Raw genomic sequence first — 15,862 nt, 5'->3', positions numbered from 1 at the left:
TCCGCATGCCGCTGCCCCTCCACCGCCGCACCTTCCTCGCCGGTCTCGCCGGCACGGCCGGTGTCGCCGCCGTCGCCTGTTCCGGCTCGCCCGCCGACGGCGCCACCAGCGACAAGGCGCCCGGCGCGCCCCGGACCGCCCCGCGCCGGACCGCCGCCGCCGAGGCCGCCCGGCGCCTGCTCCCCCGCCACGCGGACCAGCTCACCTTCAGGACCGTGCCGAGGGAGGCGGGCGCCGAGGACTCCTTCCAGGTGACCGGGCGACGCGGCCGTATCACCGTCACCGGGACCAGCCCCGCCACCCAACTCGCCGGGCTGCGCCATTACTTGAAGCACGTCACGCACGCCAACATCACCTGGGCGGGCAGCCGCACCGACCACCTGCCGAAGCAGCTCCCCGCACCCGCCGCGCCCCTCACGCGCACCGCCAACATCCCGCACCGCTTCGTCCTGAACGACACGAACGACGGCTACACGGGCGCGTACCACGACTGGGCCTACTGGGAGCGCGAGATCGACGTGCTCGCGCTGCACGGCTACAACGAAGTCCTCGTGTACGCGGGCGCGGACGCCGTCTACCACCGCGCCTTCCAGGAGTTCGGCTACTCGGACGTCGAGCTGCGCGCCTGGGTGCCCGCCCCCGCCCACCAGCCGTGGTGGCTCCTCCAGAACATGTCCTCGTTCCCGCACCCGGTCTCCCGGCAGCTGCTCGACGCCCGCGCCCGCCTCGGCCGCCGCATCTGCGACCGGCTCAGAGACCTGGGCATGACGCCCGTCCTGCCGGGCTACTTCGGGACCGTGCCGCCCCGCTTCGAGAAGAAGAACCCGGGCGCGCGAACAATCCCGCAGGGCGACTGGGTGGGCTTCGCGCGACCGGACTGGCTGGATCCGCGCACCGGCCACTTCGCGCGCGTCGCCGCCGCGTTCTACCGCGCGCAGGACGAGCTGTTCGGCCCGACCACGATGTACAAGATGGACCTGCTCCACGAGGGCGGAAAGCCCGGCGACGTACCCGTCGGCGAGGCCGCCAGGGGGGTCGAGAAGGCCCTGCGGACCGCCCACCCCGGCGCCACCTGGGTCATGCTCGGCTGGCAGCACAACCCGCCGAAGGCCATCACCGACGCCGTCGACAAACAGCGGATGCTCGTCGTCGACGGCCTCTCCGACCGCTTCCCGAACATCACCGACCGCGAGGCCGACTGGGGCTCCACGCCCTACACCTTCGGCTCCATCTGGAACTTCGGCGGCCACACGACGCTCGGCGCCAACACCCCCGACTGGGCCGAGCTGTACGAGAAGTGGCGCACCAGGGAGGGCAGCACCCTGCGCGGCATCTCCCTCATGCCGGAGGCCGCCGACAACAACCCCGCCGCATTCGAGCTCTTCTCCGAACTGGCCTGGCGCGAGGGCGATCTGGACCTGAAGGCGTGGTTCGCCGAGTGGTCCACCGTCCGGTACGGAGGCGCCGACCGGCACGCCGAAGCCGCCTGGGACGTGCTGCGCCGCACCGCCTACGGCACGACCCGCGCCGACCGGTGGGCCGAGGGCGCCGACGGCCTCTTCGGGGCGCGGCCCGACCTCGCGGCGAGGTCGGCGGCGGCCTGGTCGCCCAAGGCGATGCGCTACGCGCCGGAGAAGTTCGAGCCCGCCCTCGACGAACTCCTGCGGGTGCGGGCCGGGTTGCGGCGGTCCTCCGCGTACCGGTACGACCTCCTCGACGTCGCCCGGCAGGCCCTCTCCAACCGCAGCCGCGTGCTGCTGCCGCGCATCAAGAAGGCGTACGACGGCGGGGACACCGGCCTCTTCGACCGGCTGACCCGCGAGTGGCTCGGGCTCATGGACCTGCTCGACCGGCTGCTCGCCACCGACTCCCGGCATCTGCTGGGCCGTTGGGTCGCGGACGCCCGCGCGTGGGGCGCCGACACGGCGGAACGGGACCGGCTCGCGTACGACCAGCTGTCCCTGCTGACCGTGTGGGGCACCCGCTCGGGCGCCGACGCCGGGCTGCGCGACTACGCCAACCGCGAGTGGGCGGGGCTCGTCGGGGGGCTGTACCGGCTGCGGTGGGAACGGTACTTCACGGAGCTGCGCTCCGCGCTCTCCGAGAACCGGGTGCCCGAGAAGATCGACTGGTTCGCGGTGGAGGAGGCGTGGATTCGCGACCCCGGGCCGCTGCGGGTGCGCCCTACGGGGGACGTGTACGAGATCGCCACCCGGGTGCGGGGCCGGCTGGGGGCGCCCTAGGGGCCCCCGGGGGGCGGGGCTTGTGCGGTGGGCGGTACTGCGGGTGCCATGTGGCTGAGCGCGCAGTTCCCCGCGCCCCTAGGGAAGCCTGCGTCAGCGCCCCGTCAGGGGCGCGGGGAACTGCGCGACAAGCCACAGCGCGCCCGCAGCCTAAGACTCAAGCGCGGGGGCACTCCTTCCACGCCATGTGGTACACCGTGCTGATGTCACCGTCCGTGGAGTCCATCGTCATGAAGCTGGCCTTCGTGGGGTCGGACGTCCCCGCGTCCACGCGCAACTCCGTGTTGATGTTGAAGTTCCGCCGCTGACCGCACGGCGCCCAGACGAGCTGCGCCCAGTCCGTCGTATCCGTGGCCTGCCAGTTGTCGTGGTAGGCGCCCTTGAACTCATGGCTGATGGACGCCGTCTGGGGCGAGCCCTGGAAGTAGTACGAGGCCTTCTCCGTGCCCTTGGCGCCGGGCTGGAGGGAGGCATAGCCGCGATAGTCCGCGCTGGCGATCGCGTACGTGAAGCCCTGCGGGACGTGCACGACGAGGTTGAGCTGGCAGTTCTTGCGGAACGCGGTGGGGTCCGCGCCGCCGCCCACCCGGGCGAGATAGTCACTGTAGGTCACCGTGAAGGCCGTGTTGTCCTCGGAGACCGCGACGGCCGCGGTGCCGAGGGGGCAGCCCGAGCCGTTCACCGTGGCGACCTCGATCACGATCTTGTCGGGCGGCGGGTCCTGGATCGCGGTCGTGTCCTGCGCGGGGAGCGTCGAACCGAACAACGCCACGAGGGCGCCGCCCAGTAGCAGTGCACCGGCCATGATTCTCCGTTCCATTGCTGAGGAGGGGGGTTGGAGAAGCGCCTGGAGCGGATTGCGTGAGCGAGGGGAGCGTACGGACGGGAGGGTTCCGCGGACAGAGCGATGTCCGGCCATTCGACGGCCGTCCACTCCCCCGTGTTTGACGGGTATACGTCATGGTGAATCTCTGGTAGGAAACCTTCCTAACAGTACGCGGAACGAAGCAGTCCCCCGATCCGTACGGTGAACTCCCTTATCTGGAGGCCCTCATGGAGACCCCCCACATACGTCCCCTCACCTCCCGCCGCACGCTGCTCGCCTTCGCCGGCGCCGCGGCCGTGGCGGGCCCGCTCCTCGCCTCCCGGTCGGCGGGCGCGGCCCCGGGCTCGCTCCTGGTCGCGGCCGGCGGGCTCGACGACCCGGCGAAGAAGGAGATCGCGATGCAGATCGTCTGCAGCGCGGAGAACTCCTCACTGGAGTGGAAGAAGCAGTACCGCTACATCGAGGACATCGACGACGGCCGCGGCTACACCGCGGGCATCATCGGCTTCTGCTCCGGCACCGGGGACATGCTCGACCTGGTCGAGCTCTACACCCAGCGCAAGCCGGGCAACGTCCTCGCCAAGTACCTGCCCGCGCTGCGCAGGGTCGACGGCACCGACTCGCACGAGGGTCTCGACCCGAACTTCACCCGCGACTGGGAGCGGGCCGCCGACACGGACGCGGCCTTCCGCAAGGCGCAGGACGACGAGCGCGACCGCGTCTACTTCAACCCGTCGGTCAAGCAGGGCAAGGCGGACGGCGTCGGCGTCCTCGGCCAGTTCTGTTACTACGACGCGATCGTCATGCACGGTGACGGCAGCGACTCCACCAGCTTCCGCAACATCCGCAAGCGCGCGCTGCGTTCGGCCAAGCCGCCGGCCCAGGGCGGCGACGAGGTGACGTACCTGAACGCGTTCCTCGACGCGCGGGTATGGGCGATGAAGCAGGAGGAGGCCCACGAGGACACCAGCCGGGTCGACACCGCGCAGCGGGTCTTCCTGAAGAAGCGGAACCTCAACCTTGACCCGCCGCTGGACTGGAAGGTCTACGGGGACCCGTACCACATCGGCTGACCCGCACCACTTCAGCTGACCCGCACCACTTCAGCTGACCCGTGCCCTGAGCGGTGGCAGCCGGCCCTCCCCGGCTGCCACCTCCTCACGCGCACCTCTTGCCTCCACCAGGCCGACGTGGGTACGGTCCCGGCCAACTCCCCGTCTACGCGCGTCATCCTGCACCGAGGTGAAAGATCCCCATGTTCCTCCGTACGACCGTGTTCGCCACCGCGGCTGCCGCCGCGCTCACCGCACTCGCCCCCGCGGCCGCGACCCCGGTGCCCTCGGCGCCCGGCGGCTGGCAGCGAGCCGGTGACAGCATCACCTCGGGCATCAGCGGCCTCGCCCTCGGCGGCCGGGCGGACGGCGCGACGCACTCGCTCGTCGTCCGCGACAACAAGAAGCCCGGCCAGAACCGCGTCGCCGCCCTCACCTACCGCCCCGGCCGCTCCGCCGCCGTCAAGCCCCTCACCTGGAAGGGCACCGCCGAGCCCATAGACCTGGAGGCGATAGAGGCGGTACCCGGCACCTCCGACGAGTACGTGGCCCTCGCGAGCCGCGGCCTCGTCTACCACCTGAAGGTCACGGGAGGCGAAGCCGCGGTCCTGGACACCTCTCCCCTCCCCGCCATCGCCCACGGCGACGACTACGAGAGCTTCGCGCTGACCTCGCGGCACGGGAAGCTGGCGGCGGTCTGGGCCGACCGGGGCGCCGGCAAGGACCGGCCCGCGACGCTGCACGCGGCGCCCTTCTCCTTCAACACGTACGGCGAGGCCGACTTCGGCCCGGTCACCACCGCCCGCCTCCGCGCGCCCTACCCGACCGGGAACGTCCGCCACGCCTCGGACATCTCCGTGACCGCGGCGGGCCGCCTCCGGATCAGCTCGGCCTCCGACTCGGGCGACGACGGCCCCTTCGACTCGGCGGTCCTGGACGCGGGCTCCCTCACGGTGAGTCGGTCCGGCAAGGTACGCCTCACCGTCGCCAAGAACCCCGACGTACTGCGGAAGTTCAAGGGCCACAAGATCGAGGCGATCGAATGCGTGCCGGGTTCCCGGGACGCGGTGCTCGGCACGGACGACGAGAACGCGGGCGGGTACGTCAACTCCTCCGCTCTGTGCGGGAAGTAGCCGCGATCACCACCACCGCGAGCACGGCGGTGCAGCCGCCGAGGACCATCACCGCCGAGACGGACACCGCGTCCACGACCACTCCGCCCGCCAGTGCGCCCAGCGACATCGTCGCCTGGAACGAGGAGGTGAACAGGACGGACGCCGCCTCGGGCGCGTGCGGCGCGGCGTTCGCGAACCACGCCTGCGAGCAGACCGGCACCGCGCCGTAGGCGAGGCCCCAGACCAGCAGCAGGACGAGTGCGCCGGTCCCGCCCGCGCCCAGCGGGGCCAGCAGCAGCGTCGCGGTGGCGAGCAGTCCCGCCGCCACCGCGAAGGTGGGCCCGAGCCCGCGCCGCACCCACGCTCCCCCGAGGAAGTTGCCGACGACGCCCGCGGCACCGTACGCGAGCAGCAGCGCGCTGATGTGTCGCGGGCCCGCGTCCGTCACCTCCGTCAGGAACGGGGTGACGTACGTGTACGTGCCGAAGTGGGCCGTCACGATCAGGAAGGTCACGGCGGCACCGGCCCTGACCCGGGGCGCGCCGAGCAGGCCGCGCAGCACGGCCAGCCGGGTGACGTCCTGCGGTGGCAGCGGCGGCAGGGACACGAGCAGCGCGGCGAGGAGCGCCAGCGTCAGGACACCCATCGCGGCGAACGCCGCCCGCCATCCGAGGAGTTGGCCGAGCAGCGTCCCGGCGGGCACGCCGAGGACGGAGCCGAGAGGGACGGCGGAGAAGAGGACGGCGGTCGCACGGCCCTTCTGCGCCTCGGGCACCAGGCGGGCGGCCAGACCCGTTCCGATGGACCAGAACCCGCCGATGACGAGGCCGACGAGGGCGCGGGAGACCATCATCAGCCAGTACGCGGGGGCGCACGCGGCCAGGAAGTTCGCCAGGGCGAGCACCAGCATCAGCAGGCAGAGCATCCGGCGCCGGTCGACCCGCCGGGTGGTGACCGTCACGGCCGGGGCCGCGACGGCGGCGAGGAGCCCCGGCATCGTCATCGTCAGTCCGGCCGTGCCGTCCGAGGCGCCGAAGGTGTCACCGATGGGCCCGAGGAGGCCGATGGGCAGGATCTCGGTGGTGACGATGGCGAAGATCCCCAGGGCGAGGGAGACCACGCCGAGCCACCCCATGAGGGGCGAACGGGCGGGCGCGGGGGCGGCTGCGGGGAGCCGGGCCGATGGAGACGTCGATACGGGCATGGCACCGAGTCCACCAGCGGCACCCCGCCCGGGTCTGGCATGAATTCGACATCGACGTCATGCCGGGCGCTCGGTGGCAGACGGGAAGACCTCGTGGACCACGAAAAGTGCCCCCGGTCCTGCCCTCAGGTTCCTGGCCCCACGGGTTGTCGCCCGGCGATGCTTGGTGGCTCTGTGACCGAGGAGCCCCCCTTGCACGAACACGACCACGCCGGAAAGCACGACGCCGCGAAGGCGCGGACCGCGGCCCGCAGACCCGCTGCGGCCGCCGAAGACGCCCCGCTCCAGCGGCTGCTCGCCCTCCAGGGAAGGGCGGGCAACGCCGCTGTCGTACAGATGCTGCGAGGGGCCGGACAAGCCGCGGAACAGGAGCGGCACCAGCACGGCGCGGGATGCGGTCACCAGCAGGACGGGCAGCCCGTGGTGCAGCGCGCGGCCGACCAGGACGCCATGGACATCGACCGGCTGGACTTCTCGGACGCCGAGGAGCTGTCGGACGGGGGCGCCGACTCGGAGGCGGGCGAGTACGACTTCCCGTCGTTCATGGCGGAGCGGGACAAGTATCCGCGTGCCACCACGCCGACGCCCCAGCCCGCGGCGGGCTTCGGCGAGAGCACGTACGGCGTCGACCCCGGCAAGGTGAAGTCGATGCGGGAGGACAGGAAGCAGGGGCGGGCCGTGCCCCCGCTGCGCTACCGCAAGGACAACGAGCCCCTGTACCGGTGGGACGGCAGGACGCCCGACCAGATCCTCGGCAAGGGGTTCAAGCCCTGGAACGAGAAGCTGCCCGCCAGCCTCCGGCACTACCAGAAGCTGCTCCAGCGGACCGGTTTCGTCAGCGCCACCCGCTCCCCGGGCGGATACGTGCCGGACTGGGCACGGCAGCCCGACGGGAGCGGCTGGCGCTACGTCATCAACGCGCCCGGCGGCATCGACCTGGTGGACACGCTGGGGACCACGGCCTTCGCCCAGCAGCAGGAAGTCATCTTCTGGAAGGGCATCCAGGCCGGGTTCGTCGTCCGCGCGGAGCTGTGCGACAAGAACGGCAACGTCATCAAGGTCGTCACCGACGGTGGCGCCGCGCCGGACCCGAACGCGATGGACGTCGACAGCTGAGTCGACAGCTGAGAGTGCGTGACCGGAGGCTCAGTGGGCCACCGCCTGGCCCGGCACGCGCGACTGGGCGATCTCGCCGCCCGGCTCCATCGGCGCCGTCACGTCGTCCTCGTCGCGGCCCTTGCCGATGTGGTTGAAGACCAGGTTCAGGAGCACGGCCGCCACACAGCCCGTCGAGATGCCCGAGTCGAGGATGATCTTCGCGGTCTCCGGGAACGCGTGGTAGAACTCCGGCGCCGCGATCGGGATCAGGCCGACGGCCAGCGAGACCGCCACGATCAGGACGTTGTTGTCCTTCTCCAGGTTCGCCTTGACCAGCGTCTGGATGCCGCTCGCCGCGACCGAGCCGAAGAGGACGACGCCCGCGCCGCCGAGCACCGGGCGCGGCACGACCGCGATCAGCGAGGCGGCGATCGGGCAGAGCCCCATCAGGACCAGGAAGCCGCCGCCCGCGGCGACCACGAACCGGCTGCGGATCTTCGTCATCGCGACCAGGCCGATGTTCTGCGCGAAGGCGCTGCACATGAAGCCGTTGAAGAGCGGGCTGACCGCCGAGCCGAGACAGTCCGCGCGCAGCCCGGCCGCGATGGTCTTCTCGTCGGCGGGGCGGCCCACGATCTCACCGAGGGCGAGCATGTCGGCCGTCGACTCCGTCATGGAGACGACCATGACGACACAGAGCGAGACGATGGCGGCGGCCGCGAACTGCGGTGCGCCGAAGTGGAACGGCGTCGGGAAGCCCACGATGTCCGCGTCGCCGACCGGCCCGAAGTCCGTGACGCCGAACGGGATCGCGACGAGGGTGCCGATGACCAGACCGAGCAGGACCGCGATCTGCTTGACGAAGCCGGTGGTGAAGCGGCGAAGCAGCAGGACGATGACGAGCGTGATGCCGGCGAGGCCCAGGTTCTTCATCGAGCCGTAGTCGTCGGCGCCGGGGACGGGCCCCTGCGCCCAGCCGAAGGCGACCGGCATCAGCGAGATGCCGATGAGGGTGATGACCGTGCCGGTCACGACCGGCGGGAAGAAGCGGATCATCTTCGAGAAGAACGGCGCGGCGATGAAGCCGAGCACACCCGCGACGATCACCGCGCCGAAGATGATCGGCAGGGCGTCGTCCTTGTCCTTGGTCGAGTCGACGACCGCGAGCATGGGCGCGACACCGGCGAAGGTGACGCCGTTGACGAAGGGCAGCCGGGCGCCGATCTTCCAGACGCCGAGGGTCTGCAGGAAGGTCGCGAGGCCGGCGGTGAAGAGACAGGCGCCGGTGAGGAAGGTGAGTTCCTTGGCGGAGAGGCCGATGGCTGCGCCCACGATGAGCGGCGGGGCGACGACTCCCGCGTACATGGCCGCCACGTGCTGGAGGCCGGTCGTCGCCATCTTGAGGGCGGGGAGCTTCTCGTCGACGGGATGTATGGACCCCTCGTCGGTGTCGGGGTCCGGGGTGGTGCCTTGCTTGGTGAACCTGGGCTGAGTGGCCACTGTGGCTCCTCCGGTTGTTTTCCGGTCCCGGCTGACCGCCGGCACTTTTCGCTTCTGGGAGGTGGGGGGTGGTGCGTGGTGCAAGGACTTGCTCGGTATGCGGTTGTGGGTAATGCGCCCAGGTAGTACTGACCGCCCCGGGAACGCGAAGCTTTGGGCCACGTTCCGGGGCGGCACTTGAGCAGCCCGCTCGGCTGCTCAAGTCCGGTCAGGGGCCGTCCCCCCTGACCGGAGTTCTTGGGTTCAGCTCTCGGCGGCGATGCGCGCGAGACGCTGAGCCTCGTCCCGCGTGGAGCGGGCGATGGCGTCCTCGTCGGCGTGGAGCAGACGGCCGTTCTCGACGACCGGCTTGCCGTTGACGAGGGAGAGGGTGACCGGGGCGGCCGCGCCGAAGACGATGGCGGTCACCGGGTCGGCGATCGACGCGTGCCCGATGCCGTCGATCTTCCAGAGCACCAGGTCGGCGAGCTTGCCGGCCTCCAGGGAGCCGATCTGCGTGGCGCGGCCGAGGACCTGCGCGCCGCCGTAGGTGCCGAGACGCAGCGCCTGACGGGCGTTCAGGGCGGCCTCGCGGTGGGCGCCGAGGCGGTTGATGAGGAGGGCGTTGCGCAGCTCGGTGTGGAGCTCGCCGGACTCGTTGGACGCGGTGCCGTCGACGCCGATGCCGACGGGGACGCCCGCCTTGAGCATGTCGGGGACGCGGGCGATGCCGGCGGCGAGGCGGGCGTTGGAGGAGGGGCAGTGGGCGACGCCGGTGCCGGTGCGGGCGAACGCGGCGATGTCGGAGTCGTTCATGTGGACGCAGTGCGCCATCCACACGTCGTCACCGAGCCAGCCGGTCGACTCGAAGTAGTCGGTCGGGCCCATACCGAAGAGCTCGTGGCAGAACTTCTCCTCCTCGACCGTCTCGCTGCCGTGCGTGTGCAGCCGTACGCCGAGGCCGCGCGCCAACTCGGCGCCCTGCTTCATGAGTTCGGTCGACACGGAGAACGGCGAGCAGGGCGCGACGGCGACCTGCGTCATCGCGTCGAAGGAGGCGTCGTGGTGCTTCCTCACGGTCTCCTCTGTGGCGGCGAGCGCGCCCTCCAGGGTCTCGACGGCGAAGTCCGGCGGCAGGCCGCCGTCCTTCTCGCTGCGGTCCATGGAGCCGCGGGCCAGGGTGAAGCGGACGCCCATCTCGGAGGCGGCGCGGATGATCGACCCGGAGATGTCGCCGGAGCCCTTGGGGAAGACGTAGTGGTGGTCCATGGCGGTGGTGACGCCGCCGCGGGCCATCATGCCGAGGGAACCCTGCGCGGCCGCGTACGTCATCTGCTCGTCGATGCGGGCCCACGTCGGGTAGAGCGCGACCAGCCAGTTGAACAGGTTGTGGTCGGTGGCGAGGCCCCTGGTGATCCACTGGTAGAAGTGGTGGTGGGTGTTGATCAGGCCGGGGGTGACGAGGTGGCCGGTGGCGTCGACGCGGCGTACGACGTTCTCCAGGCCTTCCGGGGCCTTGCCCGCGCCGATGGACTCGATCCTGTTCCCCGCGACGACGATGTACCCCGAGGCGTACTCGGTGTCCTGGGCGTCGACCGTCGCGATCGCGGCGTTCTCGATGACAATGCGGTCTGCCGAAGAAGCTGCCATGGTGCTTCCTTCAATTCGTGAGTGGCGATTGGGCACGGCATGACCCTAGGAAGATTTGAGTGCCGCGGCCGCGCTCTGCGCGCCGCCACGGGTGCCGAGATGATGGAAGAACAGGTTGAGCGTGACCGCGACGAGCGCGCCGGCGCTGATGCCGGAGCCGAGCACGGTCTGGGCCCACGCGGGGAAGTCCGCGTAGAAGGTGGGCGCGGCGAGCGGGATGATGCCCGCTCCGAGCGCGACGGCCACCAGGATGATGTTGGAGCTGTCGTCCAGGCCGGCTTCGGAGAGCGTACGGATGCCGCTGACCGCGATGGAGCCGAAGAGGACGATGCCCGCGCCGCCGAGGACCGGCATGGGGACCACGTTGACGACCGCGCCGAGCACGGGGAAGGCGCCGAGCACGATGAGTGTGGCGCCCGCGACGGCGACGACGTAGCGGCTGCGGACGCGGGTCAGGGAGACCACGCCGACGTTCTGCGCGAAGGCTGAGGTCGGGAAGCCGCCGAAGACGGGGCCGACCAGGGTGGCGATGCCGTCGGTGCGCAGGCCGCGGGTGATGGTCCTCCCGTCGGTCTTGCGCTCGCAGATCTCACCGAGGGCGAGCATCCCGGCGGCGGACTCGGTCATCAGGACCAGCATCACGATGCAGAGCGAGAGGATCGCGGCGGGCTGGAAGATCGGGGCGCCTGCGGCGAACGGCGTGGGCAGCGCGGCCAGCGGGGCGGTCTGCACCGAGGTGAAGTCGGCGAGTCCGAACGGGATCGCGGCGAGCGTGCCGATGAACATGCCTGCCAGCAGGGCGACTTGCTTGAGGAAGCCGCGGCCGAAGCGCTGGAACATCAGGATGACGACGAGCGTGAAGGCGGCGAGCGCCAGGTACTTCATGTCGCCGAACGTCGGGTCGGTGTCGTCGCCGCCCTGCGCCCACTTCACGGGCACGGGCATCAGCGTGACGCCGATGAGGGTGATGACGACGCCGGTGACCAGCGGCGGGAAGAAGCGGAGCAGCCGGCCAAAGAAGGGTCCGACGGCGAGGCAGAAGACGCCCGCGACCATCACCGCGCCGTAGATCGCGGGGAGTTGGTCGCCCTTGGCGTTGGTCTCGGCGATGGCGAGGATGGGTGCGATGCCCGCCGAGGAGGCGGCGTTGACGAACGGCAGGCGGTTGCCCACGAAGCCCTTGACGCCGAGGGTCTGCAGGATGGTGGCGAGACCGGCGATGAGCAGTCCGGCGGCGATCAGCCGGGTCTGGGCGACGGTGTCCAGGCCGCAGGCCTGGCCGATGATGAGCGGAGGGGTGACCACACCCGCGTACATGGCGGCGATGTGCTGGAGCGCGGCGGGGACGAGCCGCGAGGGGTGGAGCTTCTCATCCACCGGGTGACAGTCGGGAGTTGACTCACCGACGGCTTTCTCCGATGGGGTGGAACATGGGCCTTCGGCTGCTGCCGGCCCCTTTGCAGGCTGTGCCATTGCGGATGTTCCCTCCGGTGTGGCGCGCCCCCGCCCACTGCGGAGGGGCGGGGGCGCGCATCCCGCGTCAGAGGTTGGTCATGTCGACCGGGATCTTCGGCTCGACGCCGTCCCGCAGAATCGTGGCCTCGATCAGGCCGTAGGGGCGGTCGGCGGCGTAGTAGACGGCTCCGTCCTTGGCTTCGTTGTCGAGGCCGAAGGGCGAGAGGTCCTGACGGAAGTGGTGCTTGTTGGGCGCGGAGAAGCGGATCTCGTCGATCTCGCTGCGGTTGTTGATGACCCGCGAACCCATCTGGTACAGCGTCTGCTGGAGGGAGAGCGAGTAGGTCTCCACGAAGGCGTGCAGGATGTGCTTCTTCGCCTGCTCGTACGACCGCTCCCAGCTCGGCATGCGCTGCTCGTCGCTGGTCCAGTTGTGCCGCCACCAGGTGGACAGGGAGGTGGCGAGGATGCGGTCGTAGTCCTCCTGGAGGGTCGTGTACTTGTCCTTGATGTAGCCCCAGAACTCGGAGTTCGTGGAGTTCATCACGGTCAGGTCCTTCAGACCCGAGAGGATCTCGAACTTCTCGCCGTCGTAAGTGATCTGGGCGAGCCGCGTCTCCTGGCCCTTGCGGACGAAGGAGTGCTTGACCTCGTCGGCGCCGATGAACTTGGCGTTGCTGTCGGAGCCGCCGATGCGCTCCCAGGAGTACTCCTCGATGCGGATCCGCGCGCGGTGGATCGAGGGCTGGCTGTCCACGAAGTGCCGGGCGAGGTGGATGCCGTACTGCTCGGCGGACTCGATGCCGTACTCCCTGGCGAACGCGAAGCAGGTGTTCTTCGTCGTGTCCGTCGGCAGGCAGTTGGCGTTCGAACCGTTGTAGTGGACGTCGTCCAGGTCGCCGGAGAGGGCGACGGAGACGTTCAGGTCCTTGATGTGATGGGTGTCGCCGTCCCGCGTGATCTTTACGACCCGGTTCTCAGCCTTGCCGTACTGGTTCTGTCCCAGAATGGTGGGCATGTCTGCTAGCTCCCTCGGTAAACGGAGTAGCCGAACGGGTTGAGCAGCAGCGGTACGTGGTAGTGCTCGCCCGGCACGACGGCGAACGTGATCGCCACCTCCGGGAAGAACACGCCGCTCGCACCGCTGTCCCGATTCGCGGGGGCGTCCTGCTGCGCCTCGGCTTGCTGGTTGTTCTTGCTCAGGAAGTACGCCTCGGTCTCGAAGTCGAGACGTACGTGCGAGGTCCCCTCCGGCAGAGCCGGCAGGTCCTTGCAGCGCCCGTCCGCGTCGGTCGCGCTGCCGCCGAGCGCCTGCCACGCCGCGTCCGTGCCACTGCGGGCGGACAGGGAGATGGCGACGCCCTCGGCGGGGCGTCCGACGCTGGTGTCCAGGATGTGGGTGGACACCGATGCCGTCGTTTCCGTGCTCATGCGGTCTCTTCCTCCAGGAGGCGGGTCAGGCGGATGCGGTTGATCTTGCCCAGTTCGGTGCGGACGATCTCCCGCTCCTGTTCGGGCGAGTTGCCGATCCGTTCCTTGACGGCGTCCCGCATCTGCTCACCGGTGCGTCCGGTGGCGCAGATCAGGAAGACGTGACCGAACTTCTCCTGGTAGGCCAGGTTCAGTTCGAGCATTTCGGTCTTGAGTTCCTCGGAGGCGCCTGCCATGCCCCGCTGCTCGCGGGACGAGGTCGGGTCCCCGGGCTTCGGGCGCCCGATCGGCGGGTGCCCCGCCATCGCCTCGGCCAGGTCGTCCGCGGTGAGCTCGGCCATGGCGGCGTCGCTGGCGGCGAAGAGGTCGTCGGCGGTGGCGTAGGGGCGCTGGGAGAGCAGCTTGCTTCCCCAGGCCGAAGAGGCGCAGGCCTCGTGGAGCGCGGCGGTGGCCGCGGCCTCCTCCAAGGCGTTGAACCGGGTGAGACCCGGTGTCGTACTCGAAGTCACGGGAGCCTCCGTGGCCTTGTGCTGGACGGGCTGCGGAACAGCTAAGACCTTGAACAACGCAGCGTCAACACTTTGTTGAAATAACTTGAACAAAGAAGCCGCCACCCGACAGAACGGGTGACGGCTCGACTGCGCAGCGTGAAGGGAAGCCCCTGATCAATCCCCCTTCGCGGCGTTCTCCCGGTTCAGGTAGTTGTAGACGGTGAAGCGGCTGACGCCCAGCGCACCGGCCACCGTCTCGACGCCGTGCCGGACGGAGAAGGCCCCGCGCGCCTCCAGTATCCGCACGACCTCCTGCTTCGCCTTGCGGTCGAGCTCGGCGAGGGGCCTGCCCTGCTTGCGCTCAAGGGCGAGCAGGATGTGGTCCAGGGAGTCGGCGAGCTGGGGCAGCCGCACGGCCACCACGTCCGCGCCCTCCCAGGCGAGGACCACGTCGTCGACGCCCGCCTGGTCGGGCGGCACCATCTCGCCGCCCATGGCGTCCACCAGCGGTTTCACCGCGGTGACGAAGGGGTCGTCCCCGATACCGGTCACTTATCCGCCTCCCCCGGGTCCGCCGGCGCGCCCGGCTCGCCGATCACGTTGACCTGGAGCGACACCCGGGTGGCGCCGGCCCCCAGGGACCGGCGCAGCATCGCGTCGACCGCGGTCAGCACCGCGTCGACATCGCCCTCGGCCGTATTGCCGAACGGACCTACGTCCACGGCGTCCAGCGGGGCCCCCTGAATGACCTCGCGGGCCACCAGCGCATGCGCCGGGGCCTCGTCGAGGTCGAAGGGTTCGGTCGTGAACTCCACTCTCAATCGCACGCCCCACAACCTAACGCCGCTCTTCGATTTTTCGGCAGCCCCCTCTTGACAGCTTCCGCAGATCGGAGGCAGTCTTCCATCAAGCAGAAATGAACTTCCGCAATACGGAAGGAGCGCGGAAGCCCCATGGGATACTCCGACCAGCGCTTCAATGTGAACCTGTCGATCCTCTTCACCGAGCTCCCGCTCCTGGAGCGCCCCGCGGCCGCCGCGAAGGCCGGCTTCAGCGCGGTCGAGCTGTGGTGGCCCTGGGTCGACGCCCCCACCCCCGAGCAGTCCGAGCTCGACGCCCTCAAGAAGGCGATCGAGGACGCGGGCGTCCAGCTGGTGGGTCTGAACTTCTACGCCGGGCAGCTGCCGGGCCCCGACCGGGGCGCCCTGTCGGTCCCCGGCGAGGAGAGCGAGAAATTCCGCGCGAACCTCTCGGTCGCGGCGGACTTCGCACAGTCGCTCGGCTGCAAGGCGCTGAACGCGCTGTACGGCAACCGCGTCGAGGGCGTGGACCCGGCGGTCCAGGACGAACTCGCCCTGGAGAACCTGGTGCTCGCCGCCCGCGAGGCCGACCGCGTCGGCGCGATCCTGCTGATCGAGGCGCTGAACAAGCCGGAGTCGCCGCTCTGCCCGATCGTGAGCGCGCCCAAGGCGATCGAGATCGTCGACAAGGTGAACGCGGCCACGGGCCTCGGCAACGCGAAGTTCCTCATGGACCTGTACCACCTGTCCATGAACGGCGAGGACCTGCCGTCGGTCATCGAGCGGTACGCCGCGAAGACCGGCCACGTGCAGATCGCGGACAACCCGGGCCGCGGCGCCCCCGGGACCGGCTCGCTCCCCCTGGAGGGTCTCCTCGACCAGCTCCGGAAGGCGGGTTACGAGGGATGGGTCGGCCTGGAGTACAAGCCGGGCGACGCCCCGAGCGCCGAGGCGTTCGGCTGGCTGCCGACAGCCTGAACCTCCTACCCGTACACCGCAGCTAGAGCAGCTAGAAAGG

At 70.3% G+C, this 15,862-nt stretch carries 15 protein-coding genes; 5 read left to right on the top strand and 10 right to left on the bottom strand.

The genetic code is table 11. The features are described from left to right. The first annotated feature begins 11 nt into the window (after window positions 1-11). The gene (locus ACZ56E_RS16620; protein ID WP_471214842.1) at window positions 12-2,243 is read left to right on the top strand and encodes an alpha-N-acetylglucosaminidase; all 2,232 of its coding nucleotides are present in this window, start codon (window positions 12-14) and stop codon (window positions 2,241-2,243) included. A 157-nt stretch (window positions 2,244-2,400) separates the two neighbouring features. On the opposite strand, the gene ACZ56E_RS16615 is transcribed toward ACZ56E_RS16620, so the two are convergent. Further along, window positions 2,401-3,048: a DUF4360 domain-containing protein gene (locus ACZ56E_RS16615; RefSeq protein WP_471214711.1), complete on the bottom strand. Its 648-nt coding sequence runs from the start codon at window positions 3,046-3,048 to the stop codon at window positions 2,401-2,403. 248 nt (window positions 3,049-3,296) lie between these two features. Between ACZ56E_RS16615 and ACZ56E_RS16610 the strand changes: the two genes are divergently transcribed. Further along, the gene (locus ACZ56E_RS16610; RefSeq protein WP_471214710.1) at window positions 3,297-4,142 is read left to right on the top strand and encodes a chitosanase; all 846 of its coding nucleotides are present in this window, start codon (window positions 3,297-3,299) and stop codon (window positions 4,140-4,142) included. Between the two features lie 182 nt (window positions 4,143-4,324). After that, window positions 4,325-5,254: a hypothetical protein gene (locus ACZ56E_RS16605; protein ID WP_471214708.1), complete on the top strand. Its 930-nt coding sequence runs from the start codon at window positions 4,325-4,327 to the stop codon at window positions 5,252-5,254. Here ACZ56E_RS16605 and ACZ56E_RS16600 read toward each other — a convergent pair. Next, on the bottom strand, window positions 5,226-6,440 hold the full coding sequence (locus ACZ56E_RS16600) for an MFS transporter (RefSeq protein ID WP_471214707.1): 1,215 nt from the start codon (window positions 6,438-6,440) through the stop codon (window positions 5,226-5,228). The genes ACZ56E_RS16605 and ACZ56E_RS16600 overlap by 29 nt on opposite strands. Window positions 6,441-6,632: 192 nt before the next feature. Here ACZ56E_RS16600 and ACZ56E_RS16595 point away from each other — a divergent pair, with 192 nt between their 5' ends. Continuing rightward, entirely contained in the window at window positions 6,633-7,556 is a 924-nt protein-coding gene (locus tag ACZ56E_RS16595) for a scabin-related ADP-ribosyltransferase (RefSeq protein WP_471214705.1), read from the top strand. A 30-nt stretch (window positions 7,557-7,586) separates the two neighbouring features. Here ACZ56E_RS16595 and ACZ56E_RS16590 read toward each other — a convergent pair whose 3' ends face one another. The 8 genes from ACZ56E_RS16590 to ACZ56E_RS16555 form a co-directional block, all read right to left on the bottom strand. Next, entirely contained in the window at window positions 7,587-8,936 is a 1,350-nt protein-coding gene (locus ACZ56E_RS16590) for a nucleobase:cation symporter-2 family protein (protein WP_468602998.1), read from the bottom strand. A gap of 345 nt (window positions 8,937-9,281) precedes the next feature. Beyond that, a complete protein-coding gene (locus ACZ56E_RS16585) occupies window positions 9,282-10,667 on the bottom strand; it encodes an 8-oxoguanine deaminase (RefSeq protein WP_471214703.1) in 1,386 nt (461 codons plus the stop codon). Between the two features lie 45 nt (window positions 10,668-10,712). Then, window positions 10,713-12,140: a nucleobase:cation symporter-2 family protein gene (locus tag ACZ56E_RS16580; RefSeq protein WP_471214702.1), complete on the bottom strand. Its 1,428-nt coding sequence runs from the start codon at window positions 12,138-12,140 to the stop codon at window positions 10,713-10,715. Window positions 12,141-12,207: 67 nt separating this feature from the next. Continuing rightward, a complete protein-coding gene (pucL, locus tag ACZ56E_RS16575; RefSeq protein WP_471214701.1) occupies window positions 12,208-13,140 on the bottom strand; it encodes a factor-independent urate hydroxylase in 933 nt (310 codons plus the stop codon). A gap of 5 nt (window positions 13,141-13,145) precedes the next feature. After that, window positions 13,146-13,553 carry a hydroxyisourate hydrolase gene (uraH, locus tag ACZ56E_RS16570; RefSeq protein ID WP_468602143.1) on the bottom strand — a complete coding sequence of 136 codons (408 nt, stop codon included), beginning with the start codon at window positions 13,551-13,553 and terminating at the stop codon, window positions 13,146-13,148. Continuing rightward, a complete protein-coding gene (gene uraD, locus ACZ56E_RS16565; protein WP_471214700.1) occupies window positions 13,550-14,062 on the bottom strand; it encodes a 2-oxo-4-hydroxy-4-carboxy-5-ureidoimidazoline decarboxylase in 513 nt (170 codons plus the stop codon). The genes uraH and uraD overlap by 4 nt, the downstream gene beginning before the upstream one ends. Before the next feature lie 156 nt (window positions 14,063-14,218). Further along, window positions 14,219-14,596: a helix-turn-helix domain-containing protein gene (locus tag ACZ56E_RS16560; RefSeq protein ID WP_468602147.1), complete on the bottom strand. Its 378-nt coding sequence runs from the start codon at window positions 14,594-14,596 to the stop codon at window positions 14,219-14,221. Continuing rightward, window positions 14,593-14,871 carry a YkoF family thiamine-binding protein gene (locus tag ACZ56E_RS16555; protein ID WP_362989050.1) on the bottom strand — a complete coding sequence of 93 codons (279 nt, stop codon included), beginning with the start codon at window positions 14,869-14,871 and terminating at the stop codon, window positions 14,593-14,595. The genes ACZ56E_RS16560 and ACZ56E_RS16555 overlap by 4 nt, the downstream gene beginning before the upstream one ends. A gap of 126 nt (window positions 14,872-14,997) precedes the next feature. On the opposite strand from ACZ56E_RS16555, the gene ACZ56E_RS16550 reads away from it, so the two are divergent. Further along, window positions 14,998-15,822: a TIM barrel protein gene (locus ACZ56E_RS16550; protein WP_471214698.1), complete on the top strand. Its 825-nt coding sequence runs from the start codon at window positions 14,998-15,000 to the stop codon at window positions 15,820-15,822. Window positions 15,823-15,862: the final 40 nt, after the last annotated feature.

The sequence above is a fragment of the Streptomyces sp. NPDC039480 genome, assembly GCF_055597165.1.
This window is presented reverse-complemented; position numbering and strand designations above follow the sequence as displayed.

Excerpts from the sequence above, each read along its gene's own strand:
- ACZ56E_RS16615 (WP_471214711.1), bottom strand. The coding sequence starts at position 3,048 with ATGGCCGGTGCACTGCTACTGGGCGGCGCCCTCGTGGCGTTGTTCGGT.
- ACZ56E_RS16590 (WP_468602998.1), bottom strand. The coding sequence starts at position 8,936 with ATGGCGACGACCGGCCTCCAGCACGTGGCGGCCATGTACGCGGGAGTC.
- ACZ56E_RS16585 (WP_471214703.1), bottom strand. The coding sequence starts at position 10,667 with ATGGCAGCTTCTTCGGCAGACCGCATTGTCATCGAGAACGCCGCGATC.
- ACZ56E_RS16605 (WP_471214708.1), top strand. The coding sequence starts at position 4,325 with ATGTTCCTCCGTACGACCGTGTTCGCCACCGCGGCTGCCGCCGCGCTC.
- uraH (WP_468602143.1), bottom strand. The coding sequence starts at position 13,553 with ATGAGCACGGAAACGACGGCATCGGTGTCCACCCACATCCTGGACACC.
- pucL (WP_471214701.1), bottom strand. The coding sequence starts at position 13,140 with ATGCCCACCATTCTGGGACAGAACCAGTACGGCAAGGCTGAGAACCGG.
- ACZ56E_RS16610 (WP_471214710.1), top strand. The coding sequence starts at position 3,297 with ATGGAGACCCCCCACATACGTCCCCTCACCTCCCGCCGCACGCTGCTC.
- ACZ56E_RS16580 (WP_471214702.1), bottom strand. The coding sequence starts at position 12,140 with ATGGCACAGCCTGCAAAGGGGCCGGCAGCAGCCGAAGGCCCATGTTCC.
- ACZ56E_RS16600 (WP_471214707.1), bottom strand. The coding sequence starts at position 6,440 with ATGCCCGTATCGACGTCTCCATCGGCCCGGCTCCCCGCAGCCGCCCCC.
- ACZ56E_RS16550 (WP_471214698.1), top strand. The coding sequence starts at position 14,998 with ATGGGATACTCCGACCAGCGCTTCAATGTGAACCTGTCGATCCTCTTC.